27 protein-coding genes, 1 other RNA gene and 1 pseudogene are annotated in these 23,072 nt (G+C 69.2%); 13 read left to right on the top strand and 16 right to left on the bottom strand.

Annotated features, from left to right (window positions below):
- Positions 1 to 39: 39 nt before the first annotated feature.
- The 3 genes from ACYQPG_RS19265 to ssrA all read right to left on the bottom strand — a co-directional run bounded on the left by ACYQPG_RS19265 (position 40) and on the right by ssrA (position 2,239).
- Positions 40 to 783, bottom strand: coding sequence for an amino acid ABC transporter permease (locus ACYQPG_RS19265; RefSeq protein ID WP_147941368.1), 744 nt, complete (start codon positions 781 to 783; stop codon positions 40 to 42).
- A 16-nt stretch (positions 784 to 799) separates the two neighbouring features.
- Positions 800 to 1,612, bottom strand: coding sequence for a transporter substrate-binding domain-containing protein (locus tag ACYQPG_RS19260; protein WP_461232480.1), 813 nt, complete (start codon positions 1,610 to 1,612; stop codon positions 800 to 802).
- Between the two features lie 455 nt (positions 1,613 to 2,067).
- Positions 2,068 to 2,239, bottom strand: a transfer-messenger RNA (tmRNA) gene (gene ssrA, locus ACYQPG_RS19255).
- 228 nt (positions 2,240 to 2,467) lie between these two features.
- Between ssrA and ACYQPG_RS19250 the strand changes: the two genes are divergently transcribed.
- Positions 2,468 to 4,087, top strand: a complete 1,620-nt coding sequence (locus ACYQPG_RS19250) for a methyl-accepting chemotaxis protein (RefSeq protein WP_461231478.1) — start codon at positions 2,468 to 2,470, stop codon at positions 4,085 to 4,087.
- A gap of 198 nt (positions 4,088 to 4,285) precedes the next feature.
- Here ACYQPG_RS19250 and ACYQPG_RS19245 read toward each other — a convergent pair whose 3' ends face one another.
- On the bottom strand, positions 4,286 to 5,119 hold the full coding sequence (locus tag ACYQPG_RS19245) for an outer membrane protein (protein WP_147957816.1): 834 nt from the start codon (positions 5,117 to 5,119) through the stop codon (positions 4,286 to 4,288).
- 372 nt (positions 5,120 to 5,491) lie between these two features.
- Between ACYQPG_RS19245 and ACYQPG_RS19240 the strand changes: the two genes are divergently transcribed.
- Positions 5,492 to 5,656, top strand: a complete 165-nt coding sequence (locus tag ACYQPG_RS19240) for a hypothetical protein (RefSeq protein ID WP_461231477.1) — start codon at positions 5,492 to 5,494, stop codon at positions 5,654 to 5,656.
- A 279-nt stretch (positions 5,657 to 5,935) separates the two neighbouring features.
- Positions 5,936 to 6,223, top strand: coding sequence for a hypothetical protein (locus ACYQPG_RS19235; protein ID WP_147910234.1), 288 nt, complete (start codon positions 5,936 to 5,938; stop codon positions 6,221 to 6,223).
- Positions 6,224 to 6,237: 14 nt separating this feature from the next.
- Here the strand turns inward: ACYQPG_RS19235 and ACYQPG_RS19230 are convergent, their stop codons facing one another.
- Both ACYQPG_RS19230 and ACYQPG_RS19225 read right to left on the bottom strand, forming a co-directional pair.
- A complete protein-coding gene (locus ACYQPG_RS19230; RefSeq protein WP_147910233.1) occupies positions 6,238 to 6,681 on the bottom strand; it encodes a DMT family transporter in 444 nt (147 codons plus the stop codon).
- Between the two features lie 116 nt (positions 6,682 to 6,797).
- Entirely contained in the window at positions 6,798 to 7,019 is a 222-nt protein-coding gene (locus tag ACYQPG_RS19225; protein ID WP_147910232.1) for a DUF6894 family protein, read from the bottom strand.
- Positions 7,020 to 7,619: 600 nt separating this feature from the next.
- On the opposite strand from ACYQPG_RS19225, the gene ACYQPG_RS19220 reads away from it, so the two are divergent.
- Positions 7,620 to 7,820 (top strand): hypothetical protein, encoded by a 201-nt coding sequence (locus tag ACYQPG_RS19220; RefSeq protein ID WP_246692323.1) that lies wholly within the window; start codon positions 7,620 to 7,622, stop codon positions 7,818 to 7,820.
- A gap of 89 nt (positions 7,821 to 7,909) precedes the next feature.
- Here the strand turns inward: ACYQPG_RS19220 and ACYQPG_RS19215 are convergent, their stop codons facing one another.
- The 6 genes from ACYQPG_RS19215 to ACYQPG_RS19190 all read right to left on the bottom strand — a co-directional run bounded on the left by ACYQPG_RS19215 (position 7,910) and on the right by ACYQPG_RS19190 (position 10,727).
- Complete coding sequence (locus ACYQPG_RS19215; protein ID WP_246692972.1) at positions 7,910 to 8,305, bottom strand: hypothetical protein; 396 nt, start codon at positions 8,303 to 8,305, stop codon at positions 7,910 to 7,912.
- 214 nt (positions 8,306 to 8,519) lie between these two features.
- The gene (locus ACYQPG_RS19210) at positions 8,520 to 8,963 is read right to left on the bottom strand and encodes a DMT family transporter (RefSeq protein WP_147910231.1); all 444 of its coding nucleotides are present in this window, start codon (positions 8,961 to 8,963) and stop codon (positions 8,520 to 8,522) included.
- A 135-nt stretch (positions 8,964 to 9,098) separates the two neighbouring features.
- Positions 9,099 to 9,320: a hypothetical protein gene (locus ACYQPG_RS19205; protein ID WP_147941615.1), complete on the bottom strand. Its 222-nt coding sequence runs from the start codon at positions 9,318 to 9,320 to the stop codon at positions 9,099 to 9,101.
- Between the two features lie 61 nt (positions 9,321 to 9,381).
- Positions 9,382 to 9,558 (bottom strand): hypothetical protein, encoded by a 177-nt coding sequence (locus ACYQPG_RS19200; protein WP_187278633.1) that lies wholly within the window; start codon positions 9,556 to 9,558, stop codon positions 9,382 to 9,384.
- A gap of 121 nt (positions 9,559 to 9,679) precedes the next feature.
- Positions 9,680 to 10,090 carry a hypothetical protein gene (locus ACYQPG_RS19195; protein ID WP_147941614.1) on the bottom strand — a complete coding sequence of 137 codons (411 nt, stop codon included), beginning with the start codon at positions 10,088 to 10,090 and terminating at the stop codon, positions 9,680 to 9,682.
- Positions 10,091 to 10,283: 193 nt separating this feature from the next.
- Positions 10,284 to 10,727 carry a hypothetical protein gene (locus tag ACYQPG_RS19190; protein ID WP_147941613.1) on the bottom strand — a complete coding sequence of 148 codons (444 nt, stop codon included), beginning with the start codon at positions 10,725 to 10,727 and terminating at the stop codon, positions 10,284 to 10,286.
- Positions 10,728 to 10,983: 256 nt separating this feature from the next.
- On the opposite strand from ACYQPG_RS19190, the gene ACYQPG_RS19185 reads away from it, so the two are divergent.
- Entirely contained in the window at positions 10,984 to 11,493 is a 510-nt protein-coding gene (locus ACYQPG_RS19185) for a hypothetical protein (protein ID WP_147910227.1), read from the top strand.
- Positions 11,490 to 11,936, top strand: coding sequence for a hypothetical protein (locus ACYQPG_RS19180; protein WP_147941612.1), 447 nt, complete (start codon positions 11,490 to 11,492; stop codon positions 11,934 to 11,936). The genes ACYQPG_RS19185 and ACYQPG_RS19180 overlap by 4 nt, the downstream gene beginning before the upstream one ends.
- 13 nt (positions 11,937 to 11,949) lie before the next feature.
- Here ACYQPG_RS19180 and ACYQPG_RS19175 read toward each other — a convergent pair whose 3' ends face one another.
- Positions 11,950 to 12,204: a hypothetical protein gene (locus ACYQPG_RS19175; RefSeq protein WP_461231476.1), complete on the bottom strand. Its 255-nt coding sequence runs from the start codon at positions 12,202 to 12,204 to the stop codon at positions 11,950 to 11,952.
- Between the two features lie 92 nt (positions 12,205 to 12,296).
- Positions 12,297 to 12,563, bottom strand: a complete 267-nt coding sequence (locus tag ACYQPG_RS19170) for a hypothetical protein (RefSeq protein WP_147910224.1) — start codon at positions 12,561 to 12,563, stop codon at positions 12,297 to 12,299.
- Positions 12,564 to 13,022: 459 nt separating this feature from the next.
- Here ACYQPG_RS19170 and ACYQPG_RS19165 point away from each other — a divergent pair, with 459 nt between their 5' ends.
- Entirely contained in the window at positions 13,023 to 13,160 is a 138-nt protein-coding gene (locus ACYQPG_RS19165) for a hypothetical protein (RefSeq protein WP_187278632.1), read from the top strand.
- A gap of 54 nt (positions 13,161 to 13,214) precedes the next feature.
- Here the strand turns inward: ACYQPG_RS19165 and ACYQPG_RS19160 are convergent, their stop codons facing one another.
- Positions 13,215 to 13,940 carry a hypothetical protein gene (locus ACYQPG_RS19160; protein ID WP_147942012.1) on the bottom strand — a complete coding sequence of 242 codons (726 nt, stop codon included), beginning with the start codon at positions 13,938 to 13,940 and terminating at the stop codon, positions 13,215 to 13,217.
- A 171-nt stretch (positions 13,941 to 14,111) separates the two neighbouring features.
- On the opposite strand from ACYQPG_RS19160, the gene ACYQPG_RS19155 reads away from it, so the two are divergent.
- Together ACYQPG_RS19155 and ACYQPG_RS19150 are read left to right on the top strand one after the other, a co-directional pair.
- Entirely contained in the window at positions 14,112 to 14,891 is a 780-nt protein-coding gene (locus ACYQPG_RS19155) for an SDR family oxidoreductase (RefSeq protein WP_147910222.1), read from the top strand.
- 1,000 nt (positions 14,892 to 15,891) lie between these two features.
- Complete coding sequence (locus tag ACYQPG_RS19150) at positions 15,892 to 16,680, top strand: class II aldolase/adducin family protein (protein WP_147910221.1); 789 nt, start codon at positions 15,892 to 15,894, stop codon at positions 16,678 to 16,680.
- Positions 16,681 to 16,891: 211 nt separating this feature from the next.
- On the opposite strand, the gene ACYQPG_RS19145 is transcribed toward ACYQPG_RS19150, so the two are convergent.
- Positions 16,892 to 17,791, bottom strand: a complete 900-nt coding sequence (locus tag ACYQPG_RS19145) for a LysR family transcriptional regulator (protein ID WP_147910220.1) — start codon at positions 17,789 to 17,791, stop codon at positions 16,892 to 16,894.
- 155 nt (positions 17,792 to 17,946) lie between these two features.
- Between ACYQPG_RS19145 and ACYQPG_RS19140 the strand changes: the two genes are divergently transcribed.
- From ACYQPG_RS19140 to ACYQPG_RS19125, 4 genes and pseudogenes are all read left to right on the top strand, one after another.
- Complete coding sequence (locus ACYQPG_RS19140) at positions 17,947 to 20,091, top strand: malate synthase G (RefSeq protein WP_461232479.1); 2,145 nt, start codon at positions 17,947 to 17,949, stop codon at positions 20,089 to 20,091.
- Positions 20,092 to 21,024: 933 nt separating this feature from the next.
- Positions 21,025 to 21,366, top strand: a pseudogene (locus ACYQPG_RS19135) (helix-turn-helix domain-containing protein); the annotation flags it as partial.
- 58 nt (positions 21,367 to 21,424) lie between these two features.
- Entirely contained in the window at positions 21,425 to 22,645 is a 1,221-nt protein-coding gene (locus ACYQPG_RS19130) for an IS256 family transposase (protein WP_461231475.1), read from the top strand.
- Positions 22,646 to 22,790: 145 nt separating this feature from the next.
- Positions 22,791 to 23,027, top strand: coding sequence for a hypothetical protein (locus ACYQPG_RS19125; protein ID WP_147910961.1), 237 nt, complete (start codon positions 22,791 to 22,793; stop codon positions 23,025 to 23,027).
- The last annotated feature ends 45 nt before the right edge of the window (positions 23,028 to 23,072 follow it).

Genomic DNA, 23,072 nt, shown 5'->3' with positions numbered 1-23,072 from the left:
CGAGGGTGGCGCGGCTTCGCGCGGGGAGCGCGGCGGTGCTCACACGCCGTAGCCCGGGACGGCGAGGCGACGCTCCACGTACCGGCCGACCTGCGACAGCACCGTGTTGATCAGGCCGAAGAACAGCAGGATCACGATCATCAGTTCGAGGACGTTGTCGCGCTGCGTCCAGATCATGATCGACGCATAGGTGACCTCGCCCACCGCGATCGCCGACCCGATTGTCGTCAGCTTCACGAGGTTGACGAGGTTGTTCACGATGGCCGGCATCGCCGTGCGCAGGGCGAGGGGAAGCGTCACGAAGCGCAGGACCTCGAAGGCGGAGAAGCCGATGGCATGCGCCGTCTCCACCATGGCTGCCGGCACGGCCTCGATCCCGCCGCGCAAAGCTTCGGCGTGGAAGGCGGCGACGTGGAGCCCGGTGACTGCGACCACCCAGAAGAACGGCGTGAACGGGTTGTGGGCCGCGCCGCCGAGCGCCTTCGACAGCAGCATGTTGAGCGCGAAGAACGCGAACATGAGCTGGACGAGGGTCGGGGTGTTGCGGGTGAGCTCGACATAGGCCCGCACCGGGCCGGCGAGCCAGGGCCGGCCCGAGGTCAGGGCCGCCGCGAAGGCCACGCCGGCCGCAAGGCTCAGCGGGATTGCCAGGAGCACGAGCAGGAGCGTGGTGCCCATGCCGGCGATCCAGGGCCGGACCTCGGACGCGCTGAGGAGGAAGTCGTAGTGCAGGCCGACCTCGCCCGCGAGGGCGATGAAGGTCCGGACGGCTTGGTCGATCATGCCGGCAGCGACGCGGTTACGGCTTGGCGGGCGCGGCGTATCTGCGCCGTGCCTCCTCCAGGAAGGTCGGATCGACCAGACGGTTGGCCTTGGCCATCTCCAGCATCGCACCCGAGGCATGGAGATCGCGCACCGCCGCGTCGAGCGCCGCGCCGGTGTCGCGCTCGCCCTTGCGCAGCCAGATCACCGAATCGGCCGGCTCCAGCTCCGTCGGGATGACGATGGCGAAGTCCTTCCACTCGTTCGGGCGGTCGGCGAGCAGCAGCTTGATCGTCGGCGCCACGTGGACGGCGACGACGCAATTGCCGCCCTGGAGCGCGAGCATCGATTCCGGCTGGCTCGGGATGCCCTTCACCTCGGCGCCGTAGGTGTCGGTCAGGGGCTGCGCGTAGTTCGAGCCCTGCGAGATGCAGACCGGCTTGCCCTTCAGGTCCGCCCAGTCCTTGATCCCGCTGTCCTTACGGCCGAGCGCGGCACCGCCGGCTCGGTCATACGGGGTCTGCACGTGATCCATGATCTTCGCGCGATCCTCGGTGAACTGCATGTTGGCGATCAGGACGTCGACCTTGCCCTGCTGCAGGAACTGCACGCGGTTGGGCGGCGTGACGGTGACGAGCTCGACCTTCACGCCGAGCTTCTCGGCCAGCGCCTTCGCCAGGTCGATATTGAAGCCCTTCTCGGCCCGGCTCTGCGGATCGATGTAGCCGAAGGGCGCACCCGACAGGATGATGCCGACCGTGAACTTCTGCCGCCCCTTGATCCGGTCGAGCGTCGCGTCCGCCTGGGCCGTCTGGCTCGTGACCGTGCCGAGGGAGACCAAGGCGAGCATGCCGAGACAGGATTTCAACGACGATGTGCGCGCCATGACGGCTCCGGTGTAATGCGCGAGGCGGGCCCATCCTTACGGGGGACGTGGACGCGCGAAAAGCCGGAATGCGCCGCGCCGCCGAAGTCTCGCCCAGGCTGAGGAAGAGTCTGCACTGCTGCCGGTCAAGGCGCGATCCGAGCGTCCGGACGTGCATCGACCGCCCACGGCTTGGCCACTGAGCGTCGTCGATCATCGCGATGAAGGAAAAAGGTGGGCCCCGGGGCCGAAGCCCCGGGTTCTGTTTCTACGGCTGCCCTGCCGCAAGATGCTTACGCCGCGAGGCGGGCATCCATGACAACGTTATCGTTGGCATTTAGAGTTTTGGTCAGGTGCCCGGAACAGGGGTTGCCTGCGCCGAACCGGTCGAGTCCTTACCGAAGATCGCATCTTATCCTGCCGAAACAGGGTAGAACTCGCGGTCCCTTTACCGTCCAGTCGAACCTAACTTCGCCCCCAGCAGAAACACCCTGGCCGCAATCGACGCCCGTTAAGGGCCGTCTGCGCTGCCCCGTGAAAATCACCGGGCAGGATGTTTTTGGTGGAGGCGCCGGGTACCGCCCCCGGGTCCTGAAACGTTATTATGAACCGGTCATCAACCTCGCGGACATTCTACCGCGTACGCGCCGGAAGGTCCACTGGTTCGTGGCGGCATCGCAGACCGCCGTACCGTCATGCGGAGGGCGCCGGCCCGGAAGGGCGGCGCGCTGTCGCCGCCGGTCGCTCGCACCGGCGGGGTTTGGGCGTTATGGGCTTACCCGCCATCGATAGCCGCGGCCGCGCGCGGCCGTCCGCAAATCCAGGCAGGGAAAGTCGAGCATGCAGAACACGTTGGGCCTCAACCGCACCCTAGGCGGCGCCATCGGCGTCATCGCGCTGGTCTCGGTGCTCAGCAGTGGGGCGGTCCTGGTCACCCGCGGGCAGCTGCAGGACGCCAACGACGTCCTCGACCGGTCGAACCAGACGATCCGCGGCCTCGACGCGTTCCGCAACGCCATGCTCAACCAGGAGACGGGGCTGCGCGGCTACCTGATCACCGGACGGGATGGCAGCCTCGAACCCTACCGGCAGGGACGGCCGGCCCTGGACGCGGCGATCAACCGCCTCAGCCTCCTGATCGGCACCGACGCGACGGCGTCGCGGCTTCTGGCCGATGCCGCCACGGCGGCGCGCACTTGGCAGACCGAGATCAGCGAGGCGGCGATCAAGGGCGCAGCCGACCCGGCGACCCGGCCCGAGGCGATCCGCATCGAGGCCGAGGGCGCGGGCAAGCAGCTGTTCGACACCCTGCGGTCCAAGCTGGGCGCCATCGAGACCGCCGAAGAAGCCCGCCGGGTCGCCTTGAAGCTGCGCGTCGCCCGGGCCGAGCGCAACGAGAGCCTCGCCCTGTGGGGCGGCACCCTGATCACGCTCCTGATCTGCGCCGGGATCGGGCTTGCCATCAACCGCCTGATCGTCCGGCCCCTCGGGGCCGTGTTGGGCTTCGTCGAACGGGTCGGCGCGGGCGATTTGTCCGGCCGGCTGCGCTCCGGCGGGCGTGACGAGATCGCGCGCCTGGGGCGGACCCTGAACGCGATGGTGGACAACCTGTCGGACCTCGCCCGCACGAGCCGGGCGGCCACCGCCGACCTCAACGCCGCCGCGGCCGAGATCCGCGCCTCGGCGCAGCAGCAGGCGGCGTCGGTCGAGGAGCAGTTCGCGGCCGTGCAGGAGACTGCGGCCACGGTGGACGAGATCACCCATTCCGGCGCCCAGATCGGCAAGCGTGCCACCGAGGTGATCGCCACCGCCCAAGCCACGGCCCAGACCTCCCGGCAGGGCCTGCGCGCGGTCTCCGACACCGCCAAGGCGATGGACGCGATCCGCGAGCAGGCCGAGGCGGTGGCCGGCAACATCGTCAGCCTGTCGGAGAAGACACAGACGATCGGCGACATCATCGAGACGGTCAACGACATCTCGGAGCGCACGCACCTGCTGGCGCTGAACGCCGCGATCGAGGCGGCGGCGGCCGGCGAGAGCGGGCGCAGCTTCGCCGTTGTGGCCTCCGAGATGAAGCTGCTGGCCGACCAGGCCAAGGCGGCCACCGGTCAGGTCCGGGGGATCCTGGGCGAGATCCAGCGGGGCATCAACACGTCGGTGATGCTCACCGAGGAGGCGGTCAAGCGCGCAGCGGCCGGCAAGACGCGCTCGGACACGACCCAGCGGACGATCGAGGAGATCACGGCGCGGGTGGAGGAGAACGTGCAGACGTTCCAGCAGATCGTGGCCTCGACCAACCAGCAGCAGCTCGGGATCGAGCAGGTGATGGGCGCGCTGCAGAACATCCGCCAGGCCAGCCAGCAGACGGCGGCCGGCACCCGCGAGGTCGAGGCGGCCTCGGCCAACCTCACCGAACTCGCCCAGGCCCTCATGGCCCTGGCCGAACGCTACCGGCACTAAGGGCGGTACCGGTCCCGGGTCATCCGAGGCCGCGGCTCACCTTTGCGCAATGGAAAAACCCCGGGTGCCAGGGGCACCCGGGGTTCTGCACGGCCGGAGCGGCCGATTTGACCGGGCTGGGATGCCGAAGCGGCTCCCGGCCAAGACGACTTCCGGCGAAGACGACTCCCGGCGTTAAGGCCGGGAGCGTCGCGGGTCCTAGTACGAGCCGAACTTGTAGTTCAGGCCGGCGCGGACGACGGCGAACTCGTCGTCGCGGCGACCGATGGCGCTGTAGGCCACCGGGACGAGGTTGGCGGCGTTGACGACCAGGGCGCCCTGGTTGCGGTTGCCGCGCTCCAGGTTGACGTACAGACCTTCGATCTTGAACGTCACGGCCGAGGAGCGGAAGAAGTTCAGGAACGACTCGGTGGGGAGGGCGAACTCGACACCGCCGCCGACGGCGTAGCCGGTGCGGAAGCTGTCGTTGCCGGCGTAGCCGCCGAACGAGCGGTCGGCGCTGCCCGAGCCGTAGGCGAAGCCGCCGGTGCCGTACACGAGGGTGCGGTCGAAGGCGTAGCCGAGGCGGCCGCGCACGGTGCCGAAGTAGTCGAGGCTCGACAGGCCGCGCGGGTCGGTGACGTAGTAGCCCGGGGCGACGGCGCCGTTCACGAAGGCGTTGTTCCGGCTACGGCCGAAGTCGAGGTACTGGGCGTCGGCCTCGATGCCGACGACCACGCCCGAACCCGGGGTGAATTGGACGTTGTAGCCGATCTGCGCGCCGCCGGAGAAGCCGTCCTGGCTGCGGTTGCGGAAGGTGGCGGTGGTGCCGGGAACGGCGAACGGGGCCGGGACGCCGAAGGTGGAGTTGTTCGAGCGGCTGCTGGCGTCGAAGGCGTAGCCGGCGTTGAAACCCGCGTAGAAGCCGGTCCAGGTGAACACCGGCACCGGGGTGAACACGGGCGGCGGGGCGGCGCGACGCGGCAGGTCGGCGGCGGCAGCGGCGCCGGTCAGGGCGGTGAAGGCGGCCAGGGAGGCGAGAAGCTTGGTCATGCGGGGTAATCCAGGACGTGAAATCTGACGCCATGACTACCAATCCGTCGGGAAGAAAGCTGTAGTTTTACGGACACACCCGCCGGCAACGACACCGGGCATCATAGTAAACCGGCGGTAAATGGCTGCGGTCCGCCAGACATCATTCGGGAATACTGGGCCGACTGTGACAACGCCGACGCCGCGCATCGGTTGCGGCGACGCGGCGGTTGCCGAGCCCCTGTGGCCGAAGAGCGACAGAACGGGTTCGCGGAGGGCAGCAGAAGGATGGCGGCAGTGCTCGCGTTCACATTCCGTACCCACTGTGGCCCGGGGGCGGCAGCGGCTTTTCGGGGGCGCTGCTAGACAGCTCGACGTCTCTGGATGCCGCGCATGTCCAATCGACCGATCCTCCGCCGCATTGTCTTGGTCCTGGGGCTGATGGGCATCCTGATGGCCTTGGCCGACGTCGTCGCCCGCCGGGAGCTGACGCAGGCGGCCCACGAGACCTTCGGGCGCGGTGGCGCCATTTCACGGACGGCCGAGGCCACCGATTAGAGCCGCTCCCGATCGCGCCGCCGGGGCCCGCAAGGCTGCGGTAAGGGCAGCCGGTCGGACCGATGACGGACGGGAGAGCGTCGGCGCACGCCTCAGTACGGCCGGATCGTTCCGCAGATACGATTCCACGCCACGACCGAGCGACGTGTCGAGGGCCGGCGGAGTGTTGATGCCGGAAGCGCGGCAGAACCGAACGCCGCGCTGCGCCGTTGAGGGACGTGATGCCGGCCGAGGAGCGGTCGGGGTCGCATATCCACGCCCATGGCCTGCGAGCTTCCGATGACCCGTCCGCGTCGCGTGGGCCTGCCCTGGTACGCCCCGGAGCATTACGAGGCGCTCCGCGCCAGCCTCGCCGACGGACCGCGGCTGCCGCCTCGGTACGAGACTTGGCGGATCGCCACCGAGCAGATGGAGCGCGAGGTCCAGCGCAGCGGCGTCGCCGTGATACGCGTGTCGATCGAGCCCGCTGCGTTCGCGGCGTGGTGCGCCGATAGCGGCGTGCTAGCCGACGGGCCAGGCCGGGCCCGCTACGCCGCCGAGGTTGTGGCCGCCGCCGCCCCGGCTTGAAGGGCGTCCGCCGCTCAGAACAGCGCGACCAGCGCCACGCCAGCGATCATGAGGACGGCACCCAGCATCCGCCAGAGGCTTGCCGGGTGCACGGCGAAGCCGACCCAACCGTAATTGTCGAGCACGATCGACGCGACCACGCCCACGGTGACGATGATGCCGAGGAAGGACGCGGCGCCGATGGCCGGCGACGCGTAGAGTTGGGCGAGGATCAGCAGGATGCTGAGGAACCCGCCGAGCCAGGCCCACCAGGGCACCTGCGCCCATTGCTGCCCGCTCGGGATCTCGAGCTTGCCGACGGCGAGGCCGCCCACCAGAAGGGCGGCCGTACTGACCAGCAGCGTCAGCAGGGCGGCCGTAATCGGCAAGCCGAGGGATTTCGACAACGTCGCGTTCTGGCCGGGCTGGATCGCATTGGCGAGGCCGGCGAGGATGGTGAGTCCGTAAAGATACCACATGCTCCGCTAGCTCTTGGACCTGCGGCCAAGATCCGCCGCCCGCCCGCGCATTTTTGACGCGCCTGGCGCGGGCGGCGGTGCGGCCCCGCCGATCCACGCAGGATCGTGCGCGGATCCTAGGGCGTGACCGGCAACCGCCCGACCACGGATCCGGACGCGTCGCGCACGATCAGGATCCACGCTTCGTCGGGATCTGCGGTCGCCAACTCGGCGGCCATCTCCCGGATCACGCTCCGGGCCTCCTCCAGGGCCGCATCTAGACTGACAGCCTCGACGCCGTCCTCGTCGCGGATCGCCTCGGCGCCGTTCTCGATGTCGAAGTAGAAGCGCTCGGGCATCTGGCAGGTCCCCCAGATCGAATCCCCCGTAAGGGTCCATGAATTCGGCTACGTAGTGCGTAACAGCACAGCAGCATTCAAAAACAACGATAAACCTTAAAATATCTCAAATCTGAATTGGCTGCGTGAGTTGCAATTATGTCGAGATTTTGGCGAGACGATCCACTAAAGCTTTTAGCGATCGCCTTCCGAACCAAGGCCCTAAGGCCCGCTGAGGTGGCGCTCCTTCCTTGGGGCACTTGCCATGTCGACGTGTAACAAACCGGACTCGGCCAAGAAAACCGACGCGCCGTCGGACAGTAAAGACCAGCTGCGCAACCACATCCGGCGCGTGTTGCTGTGTATCAAGACCCGGTCGGCGCAGAAGTAGTTGCTGCGCCACCGCGCAGAGTGCGATCGACCATCCGGCATACGAGCTCGGCGTGAGGAGGCCCGGACAGGGTCTGGCCGCGACGCTTTGCGGCATAACCTGACCGTCTGTCGGCGGCCCGCTGTGGCGTCCCTGCGCTGGCGCGGCCCGCCGACAGACGGCATCGTCGCGTCATGGTGAAGCCCGGAACCCCGACCTGCGAAGTCTCCGTCGAAGGAGCCTGGGTGGCCATGACGGTCGACGAGGCGCAAGCGCGCCATCGCGACGCCCTCAAGCGCTGCCCGGCCTGCTTCGGACGCCTGATGATTCAGGGTGGCTATACGGCGGTGCGGCGCGCTTCGCCGTCACATTTCCGCGTCCACGATGGCTGCCCGCTGATCCCGCGCCACTACAAGGGCGCGCCATCGCGGCACCCGGCGGCGATCAGCTAGACGAGGGTCTGCCGTTTTTTCAGCGGAAGCCGTCCCGATGCTCGGCGCATCGGGGGCACCGAAGCTCCGCGACCGTTCGAGATCGAGACTCAGCGCTGTACCGCCTCGATGTCGTCCTCGAAGATCGAGTCGGGCTGGCAGGCGTGCCAGTCCTTCTTCTCGTCGGTCTGCCCTTTGCGACCCCAGCAATAGCCGGCCTGGGCCAGGCGTCCGCTTAGTCGGTCCCGGAGCCGGCACTGCTCGCGGATGACGGCAGGATCGCCGGATCCCTCGCATCCGAGCGCGGCCCGCGCCTCCGCGCTCAGCAGTTCGGGCACCGTGGGCGGCGGCTGCTGTGCGAGTGCGACCCCGGCAGCCATACTGAGGGTGAGGGCGGCGAGGGCGGTGCGCATCCCGGCACGATACAGGCCGGCGGAGCCTTGTCGAGACGACGACCGCGTCGAGCGGGCACGGCGGCCGGTCCGCTCACTAGGGCGCGCGGTCATCACAGGGGTCCGCATCTCAGGGATTTACCGCCGGTCGGGCACGCTATCGCCCGCGCAGGAAGAAGAACCAGATCAGGATGAGGACGGGGATCGGGACCCCGATCAGCCACAGCAGACCACCCGTCAGCATCGCGCTCTCCTTGAACTCTCCGAAGGGCAACCCCGTGCGGAGCGGGACCGTTCCGGCATGCCGGCGGTGCAGTCGGCCCCGTTGTCAGAAGGTTGCAACCAGCGCCACACCGGCGACCATCAGGACGCCGCCGAGGATGCGCCACAGGCCGGCGGGATGCGTCTCGAAGCCGACCCAGCCGAAATGGTCCAGTACGATCGAGGTGATCACACCAGAGGTGACGAGAAGGCCGAGGAACGGTGCGGCCCCGATCTGCCGCGCCACGATGAATTGCGCCAGGATGATGCAGCCGCCCAGGATCCCACCGAACCACGCCCACCAGGGCATCGCCATCACCTGATCCGCCGTGGGCCAGGTGAGCCTGCCGGAGAGGAGGCCGACCACGAGGATGCAGGTGGCAGTCCCGGCCGCCACCACGAGCCCCGCGGTCAGCGATTCGGCAAGCCCTTTGGAGAGCGCCCCGTTCTGCCCCGCCTGGACGGCATTGGCGACGCCCGCCAGCAAAACGAAGCCGTACAGGTACCACATGGTTGAGATCCCGATCTGTGACGGCACGGGTTGGCGACACGGTCGGGGCCGTGGCGGCGCACAACCGAGGTCGGTGACCTCTCATACTGCCGCGACAACCGCGCGGAGATGGTCCGACGGGGTGTCGGATGCCTGTCAGAGCACCCCGTCCGGCTGCGGTCCGGCGGTATCCATGCGGTCGGCCAGATCCTGCACGACCTCGTGGACGAGGGGCGGCCAGGGCACGTTGCTGTCCTGAAGGAGGCGCGCCGCACCCACCAGCGCGGCGAGTTGATCGCCCGAGATCGCCCGCCCCATGATCTGAGAAGCCAGCATCTGCTCCGCCAGGGCCGTCGAGAGGCGCAGAACCTCCGGCATCCGAGCTGTCCGGGGATCGCATTCTGGGCTGGAATGCGCGTCGGGGTCCCTGTCGGTCATGTCAGCCCCCCTTCGCTTCGTAGCCGCGCGCCACCCGGATGAATACGGGTTCGGCGGCAGGCATGTTCCATCGCCGATCGACGGCGTTGCCCGATGACATGACAATCGGGTTCATCGAAAGCAGATTTTTCAGTCTGTTCGGCGTTGTCAGGGCGAAGACCGATGATCGATCGGTCACCGGCCCGGTCGGCGCGGTCTCTCTCGGCGGTGACCCAACGAGGGGCGACGGTGGGCGCCCGCCGAAGCGGGGAGGGCGGGGCCGGCCCGCTCTCCCCGGGCCTCGGGGAGACCGATGCGCGCTATTTGGTGATCCGCACCGAGACCGGATCGCTGCCGGGAAAGCTCTCTTCCAGCGCCTCGTCGAGCCGCTTTTCCATCCGATCCGCCTGGTTCGCGGCGAGACCCCGATCCGCAGCCGGGAATCCGGCCGCGAGCGCGGTCGAACGCCGGCGCGCCGTCGACCGGAACACGTCGTAGACGAGCAGGCCGAGCCCGGCGGCGATCAGCAGGGCCGGCACGGGGTTGACCCGCACGTCGGCGACGAAACGCTCGACCGCCTCGCCGGCGGCCTGCCCGGACCGCTTCAGGTCGCCGAGATCCCGGGGGATGCCCGGACCTTGAAGGCGGGATTGCAGATCGCCCAGCGTGCGATCCAGGCGCCCGCGGCTCGCCTCCACGTCCTGCTCGAGTTCGTCCGCCGCGTTGGTCATGGGTCCTGTACTCCGGTGGGGCATCGTCCCGCGGTGCCGGTTTCCGGCCCTCGGTACGATGCGAAATCGAAACTCTCAGGCCTCGTCCCGGAGCGGATGTCCAGGACGATCCGCGAGACCCTGCGCATCTCTGCTGATCTGCCGTCCCATCCGGGTCCGCCGCCTACCGGGATCCGCGATCCGCGACGCGGCCCTACAGGTCCGGCGTCGGCAGGACGTCGACCGGGACCAGGGCCCGCGAGCGCGGCACCGGCCGGATCCCGGGCGGGTTGATCAGCCGATAGAGCGCGACGCCGGCCAGCATGGCGGCGGCCGCGGTCAGGACGGGCCGGCGCCGGGCGGCTGCCCGGACCGCGTCGTACATCTCGCCGAAGGAGCGGCGGGACATGTCCTCGGCCAACCCGTCGACACCGAGAGCGGCCTGCTCGAAGAAGGCTTTCACATGCGGCAGCCCATCGAAGCCCGCGCCCGAATCCCGGATGGCATCGCCGACATCGGAGACGACCCGGACCGCATCGGCCCGCCGCTTACCGGCATAGCCGTGTGCTTGATCGCGCAGGGCGTCTGCGAACCCACGCGCCGGGTCCCGGTCCGGCCCGGAGGAGGTCGGACCTCGATCCTGGGCACTGTTCCGCATCAAGCTGTTCTCCGGCAGGAATCCGTCTGAAGGGAAGCCGGCAGCAGCCCATCCAGTTCCGCGAGCGACCGGGGGAGCGTCGGCCTTTCCGGTGTCGCGGAGCCGGCCGGCGCGGTCCATCCAACCCGCGCGAATTCCAGCACCGGGCGCAGCCTATGTTAACAAACCCTCACCCTGCCGACTTGATTTTAATGGTTTGTTAATCATTGCGCTTCGTTTAATCACCCAACGTCTACAGGCAGGGAGAGGGCGCCCCGTGAGCGAGCTGCAGCGGCTTTTGAACGATCCGCGCTTCCGCACCGCCGACAAATCGAAGCGCGAGCCGGGCGCAGCCCCGGAAGCCAATCTCGGCAACGTCCTGCGGGTGGTGTCGTCGCTGAACGAGCAGGCCCCGTTGCCGACACCGCAATCGTCGCCGCAGGATTGGGACGCGCTGATCCACCGGGTGCAGGCCGCGGCCCGGCAAGCGCGGGAAGTCGAGGCCCAGGCTCGGGAGCGCGAGGAGCGCATCGAGCACGTGCTGGAGCGGGTCCGCGACGACATCAATGCATCGAACGAACGGGCCCGCATCGCCGAAGTTCAGGCGCGGGAAGCGCAGGTTCGCGCGGAAGCGCAGGTCATCGCCGCCGAAGAGCGCGCCAAGGCGGCCGAGGCGCGAGCCCGGGCGGCGGAGGATCGCGCGCGTCACGCCGAGGAGTGGCTGGCCCGCGTCCAGGACGCGATCATGTCCGAATTCTCCGACCTGACCGATCAGGCCGCCGCATGAGCAGCAGCCCGGCCCGAGCGCAAGCGGTCCCCCCGGAAGTCGAGCCGGTGGACCGGGTGGTCGCGCTGTTCTCCGGACCCGACGCCGTCGCGTCCGCGGAGGACGAGGATTGGTCGGCCTCGCTGCTGGCCGTCCGGGGCGTCGCAGCTCGGGTCCGCGAGATGCAGAAGCGCGCGCGGGACTCCGCCCGAGACGCGCAGCGCTCGGTCCGCGAGGCGGATGCGGCGGCGCGGGCGGCCGAGGACCGGGCCCGCCATGCCGAGGCGACGATGCGCGAGGCGGTTGCCCGCGCGGAGCGGGCCGAGGAACAGGTCCGCTTGGCGGCCGAGCGGGCCGACCGGGCGGAAGCCCGCGCGACGGAGGCGCATATGTGGCTGCGACGCATGCACGAATGCATGGTCAGCGAGTTCGGCACGCTCGCCGCGGACCCGCCCCGGCCCTGACGCGCCGCCGCGGTCAAGCGACCTCCGGAGCCGCCACGACGTCGACCGCGTGCGGTGTCCAGGCGTAGGGCGCGGTATGGCCGTGATACCCGGCGATCTCGAGTTGCAGGATCCGCATGCACTCGGCCGATAGCTCCGTCAGGATGTCGTAGCCCTCCTCGTCCACCGCGGACCGGACCGTCACGAACGGCCGGTGATCGTCGTAGGTGACGAGGACTTCCTGTTCGGCATACGGATCGAGCGGGTTAATACAATAATGGGCCGGCATCCGCCTTCGCTCCTGAGATGATGTTACGCAGGATGCCTCTAGTTCCTGGTTGTAACAGCCCGATGAAGAGTGCCGACCGCCCCGCCACACGGTCACAATCCGAGCAGGGCGCCCGGGCCGGACGCGATTGGGCAAGGTGCAATTGGGAGAGGCCCGGAAAACTCGGCCCGGAGGGCGGCGAGCGCCGCGCGGATCGCCAGCGTCACAGATCGGGGCGCGCTCGCGGCCTGGGCGCGCAGCTGAAGCTGCTGCAGCTCGTGCCGGAGGACCCGCCGCCCGGGATCGCCGGGGAGCCCGTAATCCGCGGTGAGCAGACTCAACAACTGCCGGCCGAACGGATCCGCAAGAAGGGCCGCCATCAATCCATCCCGATGCAATACAGAAACACGCCAATAGCGGCCTATGCTCTATCACTCAGTATAAACCGCTGATTGGCGACTCCATAGCCGGAATGATAGGCGTAGATTACTGACTTGCGTACCCCCCACGCAGGCCAGTACCGGCGAGGCGGGAGGGGGAGCCTTGCTCGCCCGCCTCGCCGGTACCCCCGGCTCCCGGTCGTCGCCGATGCGCCCGCCGCTCCCGCTATAAGCGGCCGACCGCCCAACAGACGTCCCGACCCGGAACGATTCCCTATCCTTACGGGACCGCGCGCTCCTGCGAGGCGCCGGCCGCCCAGTCTGTGCGCAACGGGTATCGGTCCCGGCGACATGCTGAATCCACCTCAAAACGACCATTCATTTTAAGGGCAAAACAATATTTTTCGACGATGATTGCTGCATCCGGGCAATTCTAAGCTGTTCAGCGAGCAGGCCACCGTGACCCTCAGTCTCGTTCTCAGTATCACCGCCCCGCTGCTGACCGGCGTCGGCGCCCTGCTCTGGGCTGGGTTCGTAGCCCCGTGCCTTGACGAGGTGCCGGAAGCGGGCGCGCGCCGCGACCTGCGGACCTGGTAGCGCGCACCTCACTTTTCGGGCCCGCCACCGGGGACGGGGCGGGGAGGGGGCCGCTCACGGCATGCGTCGGATCCCGGTGATGTTCTCTGGCGAAAGGTCGGCCGCCAGACTCCGGTGCGGCGGGGTTGCGGCGGCCCGCACCCGGGTCGGCGGCGTCCTGCCGTGGTCGGCCGCACTTGGGGCCATCGCAGCCTCCCGGTCCGGCCAATCCTCGAGCTTCAGATGCCGGGCCGGCTTCTGATCGCCGCAGCCGTCGCAGACCGAGACCAGCCACGATTGCCAGAGGCCATCGGTCTTATCCTGTGCCGAGCGCGCCTGCTCGCGGTGCGCGGAGGCCAGCGGCAGAGTGTCGAGGTCGGCTTGCTGCTTGGGCGGCGCCAGGGTCCGGAGTTCGTCGAGCTGGACGTCGCGTTTGGCCGGCACGCCGGCCTCCGGTCCGGATCCAGGCGACGCGTTGGGCAAGGAGGCAGGCGAGGCGCTGGGCAAGGGCTCGGCCAAGGAGCCGGTGGTGCCGGGATCGGGCCGGCAGCCGATGCAGATCCGGGTGCTGATCGCGTTGTCCGCGACCTGGCGCGGGGTCCGGCGCGCGATCGGCCGGATCTCGGCCGGGCTGGCGTCCCGACTCGGCGGTTTGGTCTGTCCCACCGCGGTGGTGTTCGGCACTTTCTCGGTCGAGAGCGGGCCTCCGCCGGTCCCGGTGACGTCCGGCTGCGCGCAGGCCAGTCCGGCCGAGAGCGCCCAGAGCGCAAACCCGGCCAAAGGAATCCGAAGCACGATCATGGGCACCTCCATGAGAGACCAATCCCACAGGTTGCATCGGGTTCGATAAGTCTTTCGGCGGATCGGCACGCCCGGTCCCGCATACGCCCCGCCCCGGGTGCCGGCGGCAACGGGCGCGCGTTACCATCCCGCAAAGGTCCTCGCCGGGAGGACCGGTTCTCGGAGGCATCCATGGATCTCGGGTTGAGCGGGCGCCGGGCGCTCGTATGCGCGGCCAGCAAGGGTCTCGGCCGGGGCTGCGCCCTGGCGCTCGCCCGCGAGGGCGTCGCCGTGACGATCACCGCCCGCACCGCGGAGACCCTGGAGGCGACCGCCGAGGCCATCCGCCGGGAAACCGGCGCCGCCGTGACCGTGGTGGTGGGCGACATCGCCACCGAGGCCGGCCGGGCCGCCGCGCTCGCCGCCTGCCCGGAGCCCGACATCCTGGTCAACAATGCCGGCGGCCCGCCCCCGGGGGATTTTCGCGACTGGGACCGCGACGCCTGGATCCGGGCGCTCGACGCCAACATGCTGGCGCCGATCGCCCTCATTCAGGCTACCGTCGACGGCATGATCGGGCGCAGGTTCGGCCGGATCGTGAACATCACCTCCGGGGCCGTGAAGGCGCCGATCGCGCATCTCGGCCTGTCCAACGGCGCCCGCTCGGGGCTGACCGGCTTCGTGGCCGGCCTCGCCCGCCAGACGGTGCGGCACAACGTGACGATCAACAACCTCCTGCCCGGCCCGTTCGACACCGACCGGATCCGCAGCAACGCCGCCGCCGGCGCCGCCAAGGCCGGCACCAGCGTGGAGGCGTTCCTCGAAGCCCGGGCGCGCGACAACCCCGCGGGCCGCTTCGGCCAGCCGGACGAGTTCGGCGCCGCCTGCGCGTTCCTGTGCAGCCGCCACGCCGGGTTCATCACCGGCCAGAACTTGCTGATGGACGGCGGAGCATATCCCGGGACGTTGTGAACGCCTGTCCGGCCGGCCCATCCCACCCATCCCGTCATCTCTCCCTCATCCTGAGACGCCCGCGTCAGCGGGCCTCGAAGGAGCCTCAAGCCGACCGCGCTATTCCCGGAGCCCTCCTTCGAGACCTCCGCTCCGCTTCGGTCCCTCAGGATGAGGGGGATGGTCTGCGACGGTGCGGGGCTCGACGGCTTTCGACACACCGCATCGGCCCCGCGCGGAAAACACCGCCGGGGGCATGGCCTAAAAAACCCAGGCGCAACCGGGGTGACGCGGGACGCCGCGAAGCCCGAACGCAACGTTGCACAAAGCCGGCTCCCCGGCGTCCCGCGGACAGGTGGCGCCGCCGCCGATAGGCTGATCGCACCACCCCATCCGTCTTTTACGTCTGGTGTTCGTCACGCGGGAACGCGCCTGCGCTAAGATCCGACCCGAGGTGCTCATCGCCCCTCAGCACTTCCGAGCGAGCCTTCGTCGCACGCCCCCTCGTAGTGGAGAGCGCCGCAGAACCGCCGCACCGCCCAGGACAGGGCCGCCAGGACAGGGTCGCCGCTGGCCTCTGAACGACCGGAGGAATTTCTTCCGCCGGCCGCCGCCCAGCCCGAGTCGGGGGGTGTCGCGTTCCCGCGCCCGAGGCTGCCGCAGCCGACGGCAGACGCGGGCCCCATCCCACAGCCGCCGATCCGGCGGCTAACCGGGCCGGCGGCTGTGGGACGTCTCACGACATATCGCGGCAGGCGGTGAGACCATGAGCACAAGATAGGAATAATATAAAAAATCGCGGAGTAAAGGGCTCCCAAAAGGCAAGTCCTTTGGCGGGGTTCGGGGAAGGAGCCCCTGATCATGGGGCTATGCCCCACACCCGGGCTCCGCCCTGGATCCGCACAAGGTCCCGGACCTTGTGCGGATCCAGGACTCCAGCGATCGGCCCCGATGCATTGCCGGCCGCCGGCCCCTGGTGCACCCTGTCGGCGATGCCGCCCAGCGAGCCAGGAGCCGTCGCATGATCGAAGCCGCCCATTCGAGTGCCCCGGACCCCGCAGCCGACCCCGCCGCGGTCGAGGCGATGCGTTTCGACCTGGCTGCGGCCTACCGGCTGATCCACCGGCTCGGCCTTGACGACAGCATCTACACCCACATCTCGGCGCGGCTGCCGGGAGAGGGGCATCGGTTCCTGATCAACCCCTACGGGATGCGCTTCGAGGAGGTGACGCCGCACAACCTCGTCACCGTCGATATCGACGGGCGCGTGCTCGAGGATCCGATGGGGCTGGGCATCAACCCCGCCGGCTTCACGATCCATAGCGCCATCCACGCCGCGCGCCACGACGCGATCTGCGTGCTGCACACCCACACGGTCGCGGGCGTCGCGGTGTCGTGCCAGGAGGAGGGGCTGCTCGCCCTGAACCAGTGGTCGATGCAGTTCGCCGGCCGGCTCGCCTATCACGCCTACGAGGGCATCGCCCTCGACCTCGACGAGCGGGCGCGGCTGGTGGCCGACCTCGGCGACAAGCCCGTCATGGTGTTGCGCAACCACGGGCTGCTGACCTGCGGCCGCTCGGTCGGCGAGGCGTTTAAGCTGATGCACAACCTGGAGCGCTCGTGCCGGGCGCAGCTGGCCATCCAGGCGGCCGGGGCCCCGATCACCCGGCCCTCCGCCGCCATCGCGGCCAAGACCGCCGGGCAATACGCAGCCGGCTACGATCGCGTCGCCGTCCAGGGCGCGCCCGACAACGAGTGGGCAGCGTTCAAGCGGATGCTGGCCCGCACCGATCCCGATTGTGCTCAGTGAGCCGGCTACGGATGGCGGAGGTTTTGGGGCGTGGGGCGTTGTCATCTGGAACACGGGCGGCGCTCTCCGGCCCCTTGTGGCTACGGGTTACACCGGTTTCCACCGGAGCCGTGATCATGCCGTAGGCGCAGAGGGCGCAGGTTCCCATCCCCGTGCGGGAGAGGGGACCTGCGCCAAATCCTTTACCCGCCGGTGAGCCGGGCAGGGCGCCTCACGGCTCCGGCCAGGCAGCGCTCGACCGGTAGGTGCGCTTCAGGAAATCGAGGAACGCCCGGGTCTTGGCTGGGACGAAGGCCCGGCTCGGATAGACCGCGTAGATGCCGGCCTGCGCGGCGGCCGTGTAGGCCGGCAGCACCACCTCCAGCAGGCCGCTGCGCAATTCCGCGTGCACGTCCCAGGTGGAGCGCAGGGCGATGCCCAGCCCGCCGATCACCGCCTCGCGCACGACCTCGTTGGAATGGGTGCGCAGCGGCCCGGCGGCGCCGACCGTGCAGGGCCCGTTCGGTCCGACCAGCCGCCACGGGTTCTGGTTCTCGGTGGCGAGGCAGACATGGCCGCGCAGGTCGTCGAGGCTGGCCGGGCGCCCGGCCGCGTCGAGGTAGCTCGGGCGTGCGCACAACACGCGCCGCACCGGGGCGAGGCGCAACGCGGTCAGCCCGGAACTCTCCAGGGCGCCGACCCGGATCGCGAGATCGTAGCCGCGCTCCACGATGGGCTCGAAATCGTCGCTCAGCTCCAGGTTCAGGACGATCTCGGGATGGAGCGTGAAGAAGGCCCGCAGGTGCGGGACGATGTGCAGCCGCCCGAACGAGGTCGGTGCCGTCACCCGCAGGGTGCCCCGGGCCCGTGAGGCCCGCTGCGACACCAGGGTCTCGGCCTCCGCGATGGAATCGACGATCGGGGCGATCCGCTGGAAGAACTCCTGGCCGACATCGGTGGGGACGACCCGCCGGGTGGTCCGGTGCAGCAGCCGCACCGCCAGCCGCTCCTCCAGCCGCTTCAGGCGCTTCGAGACCACCGCCACCGACAGGCCGAGTTCGGCCCCGGCCTGGGTGAGGCTGCCGGCCCGGACCACCCGGGCGAAGATCTCCAGGTCGCTGTGGTCGTGCATCGGGTGGGATCCGCATTCTCAACGCCGCGGAAAGAATCAAATCCCTTTTGGCGCCTTTTTCGCCGGAGCCAAGGGTCCTATCGCTGGGGCGTCAAAGATTCTTCACGCGCCGCTCAAGTTTTTCTGACATGCGCGCGCCAGCCCAGGGGATCGCCATGTCGGGCCTCGTCGTCGCCGAAGACCTCCGCCGCTTCGTGTCCGAGGAGGCGCTGCCCGGGACGGGCGTGGACGCGGACCGGTTCTGGTCGGGCTTCGCGGCGATCCTCCGGGATCTCGCGCCGCGCAACCGGGCGCTCCTCGACCGGCGCGACGCGCTCCAGGCCGACATCGATACCTGGCATCGCGACCGAAGGGGCCAGCCGCACGATCCGGCGGCCTACGCGGCGTTCCTGGCGCAGATCGGCTACCTGCAGCCGGAGCCGGAAGCCGTGCGGGTCACCACCGCGGACGTGGATGCGGAGATCGCTGGGATCGCTGGCCCGCAGCTCGTGGTACCGATCTCGAACGCGCGCTACGCCCTCAATGCCGCCAACGCCCGCTGGGGCAGCCTCTACGACGCGCTCTACGGCACCGACGCGATCCCGCGGGACGGCGACCTCGCCCCGGGCCAGGGCTTCAACCCGGCCCGCGGGGCGGCCGTGGTCGCCCGGACCAGGGCGTTCCTGGACGCCGCCGCGCCGCTGACCGCCGGCGCCTGGGCCGAGGCCACCGGCTTCGCGGTGACGGCGGGACGCCTCGCGGTGGATCTCGGCGGCCGGACGGCCGGGCTGGCGGACGAGGCCGCGCTGGCGGGCTATACCGGTGCCGCGCAGGCGCCTGACGCCATTCTGCTGCGCCATCACGGGCTGCACATCGAGATCCGGCTCGACCGGACCAGCCCGATCGGCCGCACCGATCCGGCCGGCATCGCCGACGTGGTGCTCGAATCCGCCCTCTCGACCATCATGGACATGGAGGATTCGGTTGCCGCCGTGGACACCGCCGACAAGGTCGCGGTGTACCGGAGCTGGCTCGGCCTGATGCGCGGCGACCTCGTCGCGCATCTGCCCAAGGGCGGCCACACCATCGCGCGGCGGCTTGCCGAGGACCGGACCTACACGGCCCCCGACGGCGGCGGCCTGAGCCTGCCGGGCCGGTCGCTGATGCTGGTGCGCCATGTCGGGCATCACATGGTCACGGACTCCGTGAAGCTGGACGGCGCCGAGATCCCCGAGACGATGCTGGACGCGGCGATCACCGCGCTGATCGCGCTCCACGATCTCAAGGGCACCGGCCCGCTCCGCAACAGTCGGGCAGGCTCGGTCTACATGGTCAAGCCGAAGCTGCACGGGCCCGACGAAGTGGCGTTCGCGGCGGAGCTTTTCGGCCGGGTCGAGACGCTGCTGGGGCTGGCGCCGCGGACCCTGAAGATCGGCGTGATGGACGAGGAGCGGCGCACCAGCGCGAACCTCCGGGCCTCGATCGCCGCCGCGGCCGACCGCCTGTTCTTCATCAACACCGGCTTCCTCGACCGGACCGGGGACGAGATCCACACCACGATGGAGGCCGGCCCCGTGGTCCGCAAGGACGCCATGAAGGCCACCGCCTGGATCCGGGCCTATGAGGACGGCAACGTGGATGCCGGGCTGGCCTGCGGGCTGCCGGACCACGCCCAGATCGGCAAGGGCATGTGGGCCGCCCCCGACCGGATGGCGGCGATGCTGGCCGCGAAGGGCGACCAGCCGGAGGCTGGCGCAAACACCGCCTGGGTCCCATCCCCGACGGCGGCCACGCTCCACGCGCTCCACTACCACCGGACCGAGGTGCGCGCCCGCCAGGCGGAACTCCGCGGCCGGGCGCCCGCGACCCGCGCCGCCATGCTGACCCTGCCGCTGGCCACGGAGCCGTTCCCGCCCGAGGCCGTCCGGGAGGAGCTTGACAACAACTGCCAGGGCATCCTCGGCTACGTGGTCCGCTGGATCGACCAGGGCGTCGGCTGCTCGAAGGTGCCCGACATCCACGATGTCGGGCTGATGGAGGACCGCGCCACCCTGCGCATCTCCAGCCAGCACATCGCCAACTGGCTCCGGCACGGGATCGTGGACCGCGTGCAGGTCGCCGAGGCCCTGCGCCGGATGTCCGGTATCGTCGACCGCCAGAACGCCGGCGATCCGGCCTACCGGCCGATGGGACCGGATTTCGACGGGCCGGCCTTCCAAGCCGCGGAGGCACTGATTTTCGAGGGTGCGGCCCAGCCGAACGGCTACACCGAGTTCGTCCTGCACCGCTACCGCCGGGCGGCGAAGCGCCGGGGCGCGTGACGCGCGCCGTCCCGGGCTTGCGCGGAGGAGCCTCGGCCGGGTCTCAGCGACGCTTGCGCGTCGCGAACCGTCACCGGGATCCGCATCGGTTCTGACCGGTAGCGCAGGGGCGGGCGCCTCCCAGACGGACGAGGCCACGCGCTCGGATGGCCCGACGCGCGCGGATCGGCCAGAGTGAACTGGAGGCTAGACCCGGGGGGAAGGCGGCCAGAGGCGGCCCAGCGGCGGCTCCGTTCCATCGAGACATCCACGTGTGTAGTGACCGGAAGCCAACGCCGGGCCTCCTGGGGCTTCCTGCGCGATTTGGGGGCGAAAGTGTCAAGCTCGCGTCAGCTGTTGCCGTTGGGTTCAGGCTCTGTCCGCATTTCTGTCCACCGACCGAGGAGTGGCAGCCGTCAATAAGTCCAGACAGTGCCTCAGCCTCGGCCGCGGTGATCTTCCCCTCGCTATATCTACATGCGAGACTCAGCGGCTTGGCCTTATCGCTTCGTCAGCGGCCACAGCCTCGACCTCGCAGCCCTCGTGAGCGCCTCTCCAGCTTCCACGATGGCGGATCGGTCTCAGCCACAGGTGAAGGGGTTTCGGACGGTGCTGGCGGCCGCCATCATGGGAGCCCATCCAACCCCACCCTGAGCTTCAGCCGCTTGGCCCCGTTCGACCTGCGTGCTGATGCCGCGAGGCGTTTGCGGTCCGGCTGCTACGTTTCTTGCAACAGCGTTTGGCGCCTCGTCGTTGTGGCAGTGATTGAGCGCTCGCTTGAGGCTGCATCCCGCCTATGTCTCCTACCCCCTCGAACCCAGATCCGTCTGACCCGCCTAACGAACAAGGCTCGACAGTCTGGATGTTGGCACTCGCCACCGCGCTCCTCGGCCTCGTAGTGCACTGACGCGGTCAGAGGATTCACACAGGGGGTGATGCATGCGAGTCTGGGCGATGGCTCAGACCGTCTGCGTGCTCCTCGACGACGCCACCAAGTTGGCGTTGTCTACGATCGCCGGAGACCGATCCCGCCCGCTCAAGCACATCCTGCGGGCGCGCATCGTCCTGCTCTCGTTCGAACGCTTGAGCGTGCAGGACGTGGCTCGGCAGGCCGGCGTCAGCCGGCCCGCAGTCTGGCGCTGGCAGCAGCGCTTTGCCGAGGAGGGCGTTGAGGGCCTGCTGCGGGACAAGACCCGCCCACCCGGCACCCCGCCGCATTCCACCCGCACCGTGGCGACGGTGCTGGCGCTGACGTGTTCGGAACCGCCGGACGAGGTCACGCACTGGACCGGCCGCGGGGACTGTCAGGAATTTCGTGTGCGGGCGGCCATAGTGGATCCGATGGAGGTTCCCGATGGCACGACGCAAAGCACCCCGTATTCCTGACACGCTCCTGGATCAGCTTCTGGCCGGGGCCGATCCGAAGACGGCCTTCGAGGCCGACGGCCTGCTGAACGAGCTGAAGAAAGCCCTGGCCGAGCGAGCGCTCAATGCCGAGATGGACCACCATCTGGCGGGCGAGGATGCTGGCAACACGCGCAACGGCTATGGCCGCAAGACAGTCACGACCGAGACTGGCCGGATCGAGCTGGCGATCCCGCGCGACCGGCAGGCGACGTTCGATCCGCAACTGATCGCCCGGTATCAGCGCCGCTTTCCCGGCTTCGACGACAAGATCGTGTCGATGTACGCCCGCGGCATGAGCACCCGGGAGATCGTCGGGCACCTGCGCGAGCTCTACGGGATCGAGGTCTCGCCCGACCTGATCAGCGCAGTGACCGACGCGGTGCTGGAGGAGATCGCCGCCTGGCAGGCCCGGCCGCTGGAGCCGGTCTATACGATCGTGTTCTTCGACGCCCTGCGGATCAAGGTGCGCGATGAGGGTGTGGTCCGGAACAAGGCGGTCCATATCGCGCTCGGCGTGCGCGCCGACGGATCCAAGGAGATCCTCGGCCTGTGGCTGGAGCAGAACGAGGGCGCCAAGTTCTGGTTGCGGGTCATGAACGAGCTCAGGAACCGCGGCGTCGAGGACGTGCTCCTGGCCGTGGTCGATGGCCTGAAGGGCTTCCCCGATGCGATCCGGGCGGTGTTCCCCGAGGCGCTGGTCCAGACCTGCATCGTTCACCTGCTGCGCCACAGCCTCGACTTTGTCTCCTACAAGGACCGCAAGCTCGTGGCGGCCGCGCTGAAGGACATCTACCGCGCGCTCGATGCCACAGCTGGCGAGGCGGCCTTGGCGGCCTTCGAGGAAGGTGAGTGGGGCCGGAAGTACCCGGCCATCGCTCAGAGTTGGCGACGGGCCTGGGGCGAAGTCATCCCGTTCTACGCGTTCCCGGGCGAGGTCCGGCGAATCCTGTACACCACGAACGCCATCGAGGCCCTGAACGCCACGCTGCGCCGGGCTGTGCGCGCCCGAGGCCACTTCCCGACCGACGAGGCCGCGCTGAAGCTGCTCTACCTGGTCTTGAACCGCTCCGAGAAGGCGTGGAAGATGGGCCCGCGTGAGGGGGTCATGGCCAAGGCGCAGTTCGCCGTCATCTTCGGCGAGCGCTTCACCCGGGCCATGGCGGCCTGATGTTCAACACGCCGCCCGCACACGAAATTCCTGACAGTCCCCTCGCGAAGCAGCCGTGAAGAAATGAAGCCGAGGCTATATGCCGAGGATCGAAGCCCTCTGTAGGGTTCGCCGTTCGAGCAAGGGCAATGGTGGATCGCCTCACATGACAGACGACAACGAAAGCCTTCCGTTCCTCCCAGCGGAGTGGCGGCGATCGGCCGAGGCCATCGCGCACGCGATGGGGTTTGCACCGCCTGCCCAGGCCAGCGAAGCCGAATGGGACGTCATTCTGCGCAACGTCAAAGAGGCAGCGCGGCTCCGCGGGATCATCGACCCGCCGATCGGCTGGCAGGAAGCGTTGGCGCGCAAATTCGGGCGCGGACAACAGGGCGGCGGGTAGTGAACGACGATTGGATTCCCCCGAGAAGCCGCCTTGGCCGCGCCT

The organism is Methylobacterium sp. CM6246 (assembly GCF_054818005.1).
This window is presented reverse-complemented; position numbering and strand designations above follow the sequence as displayed.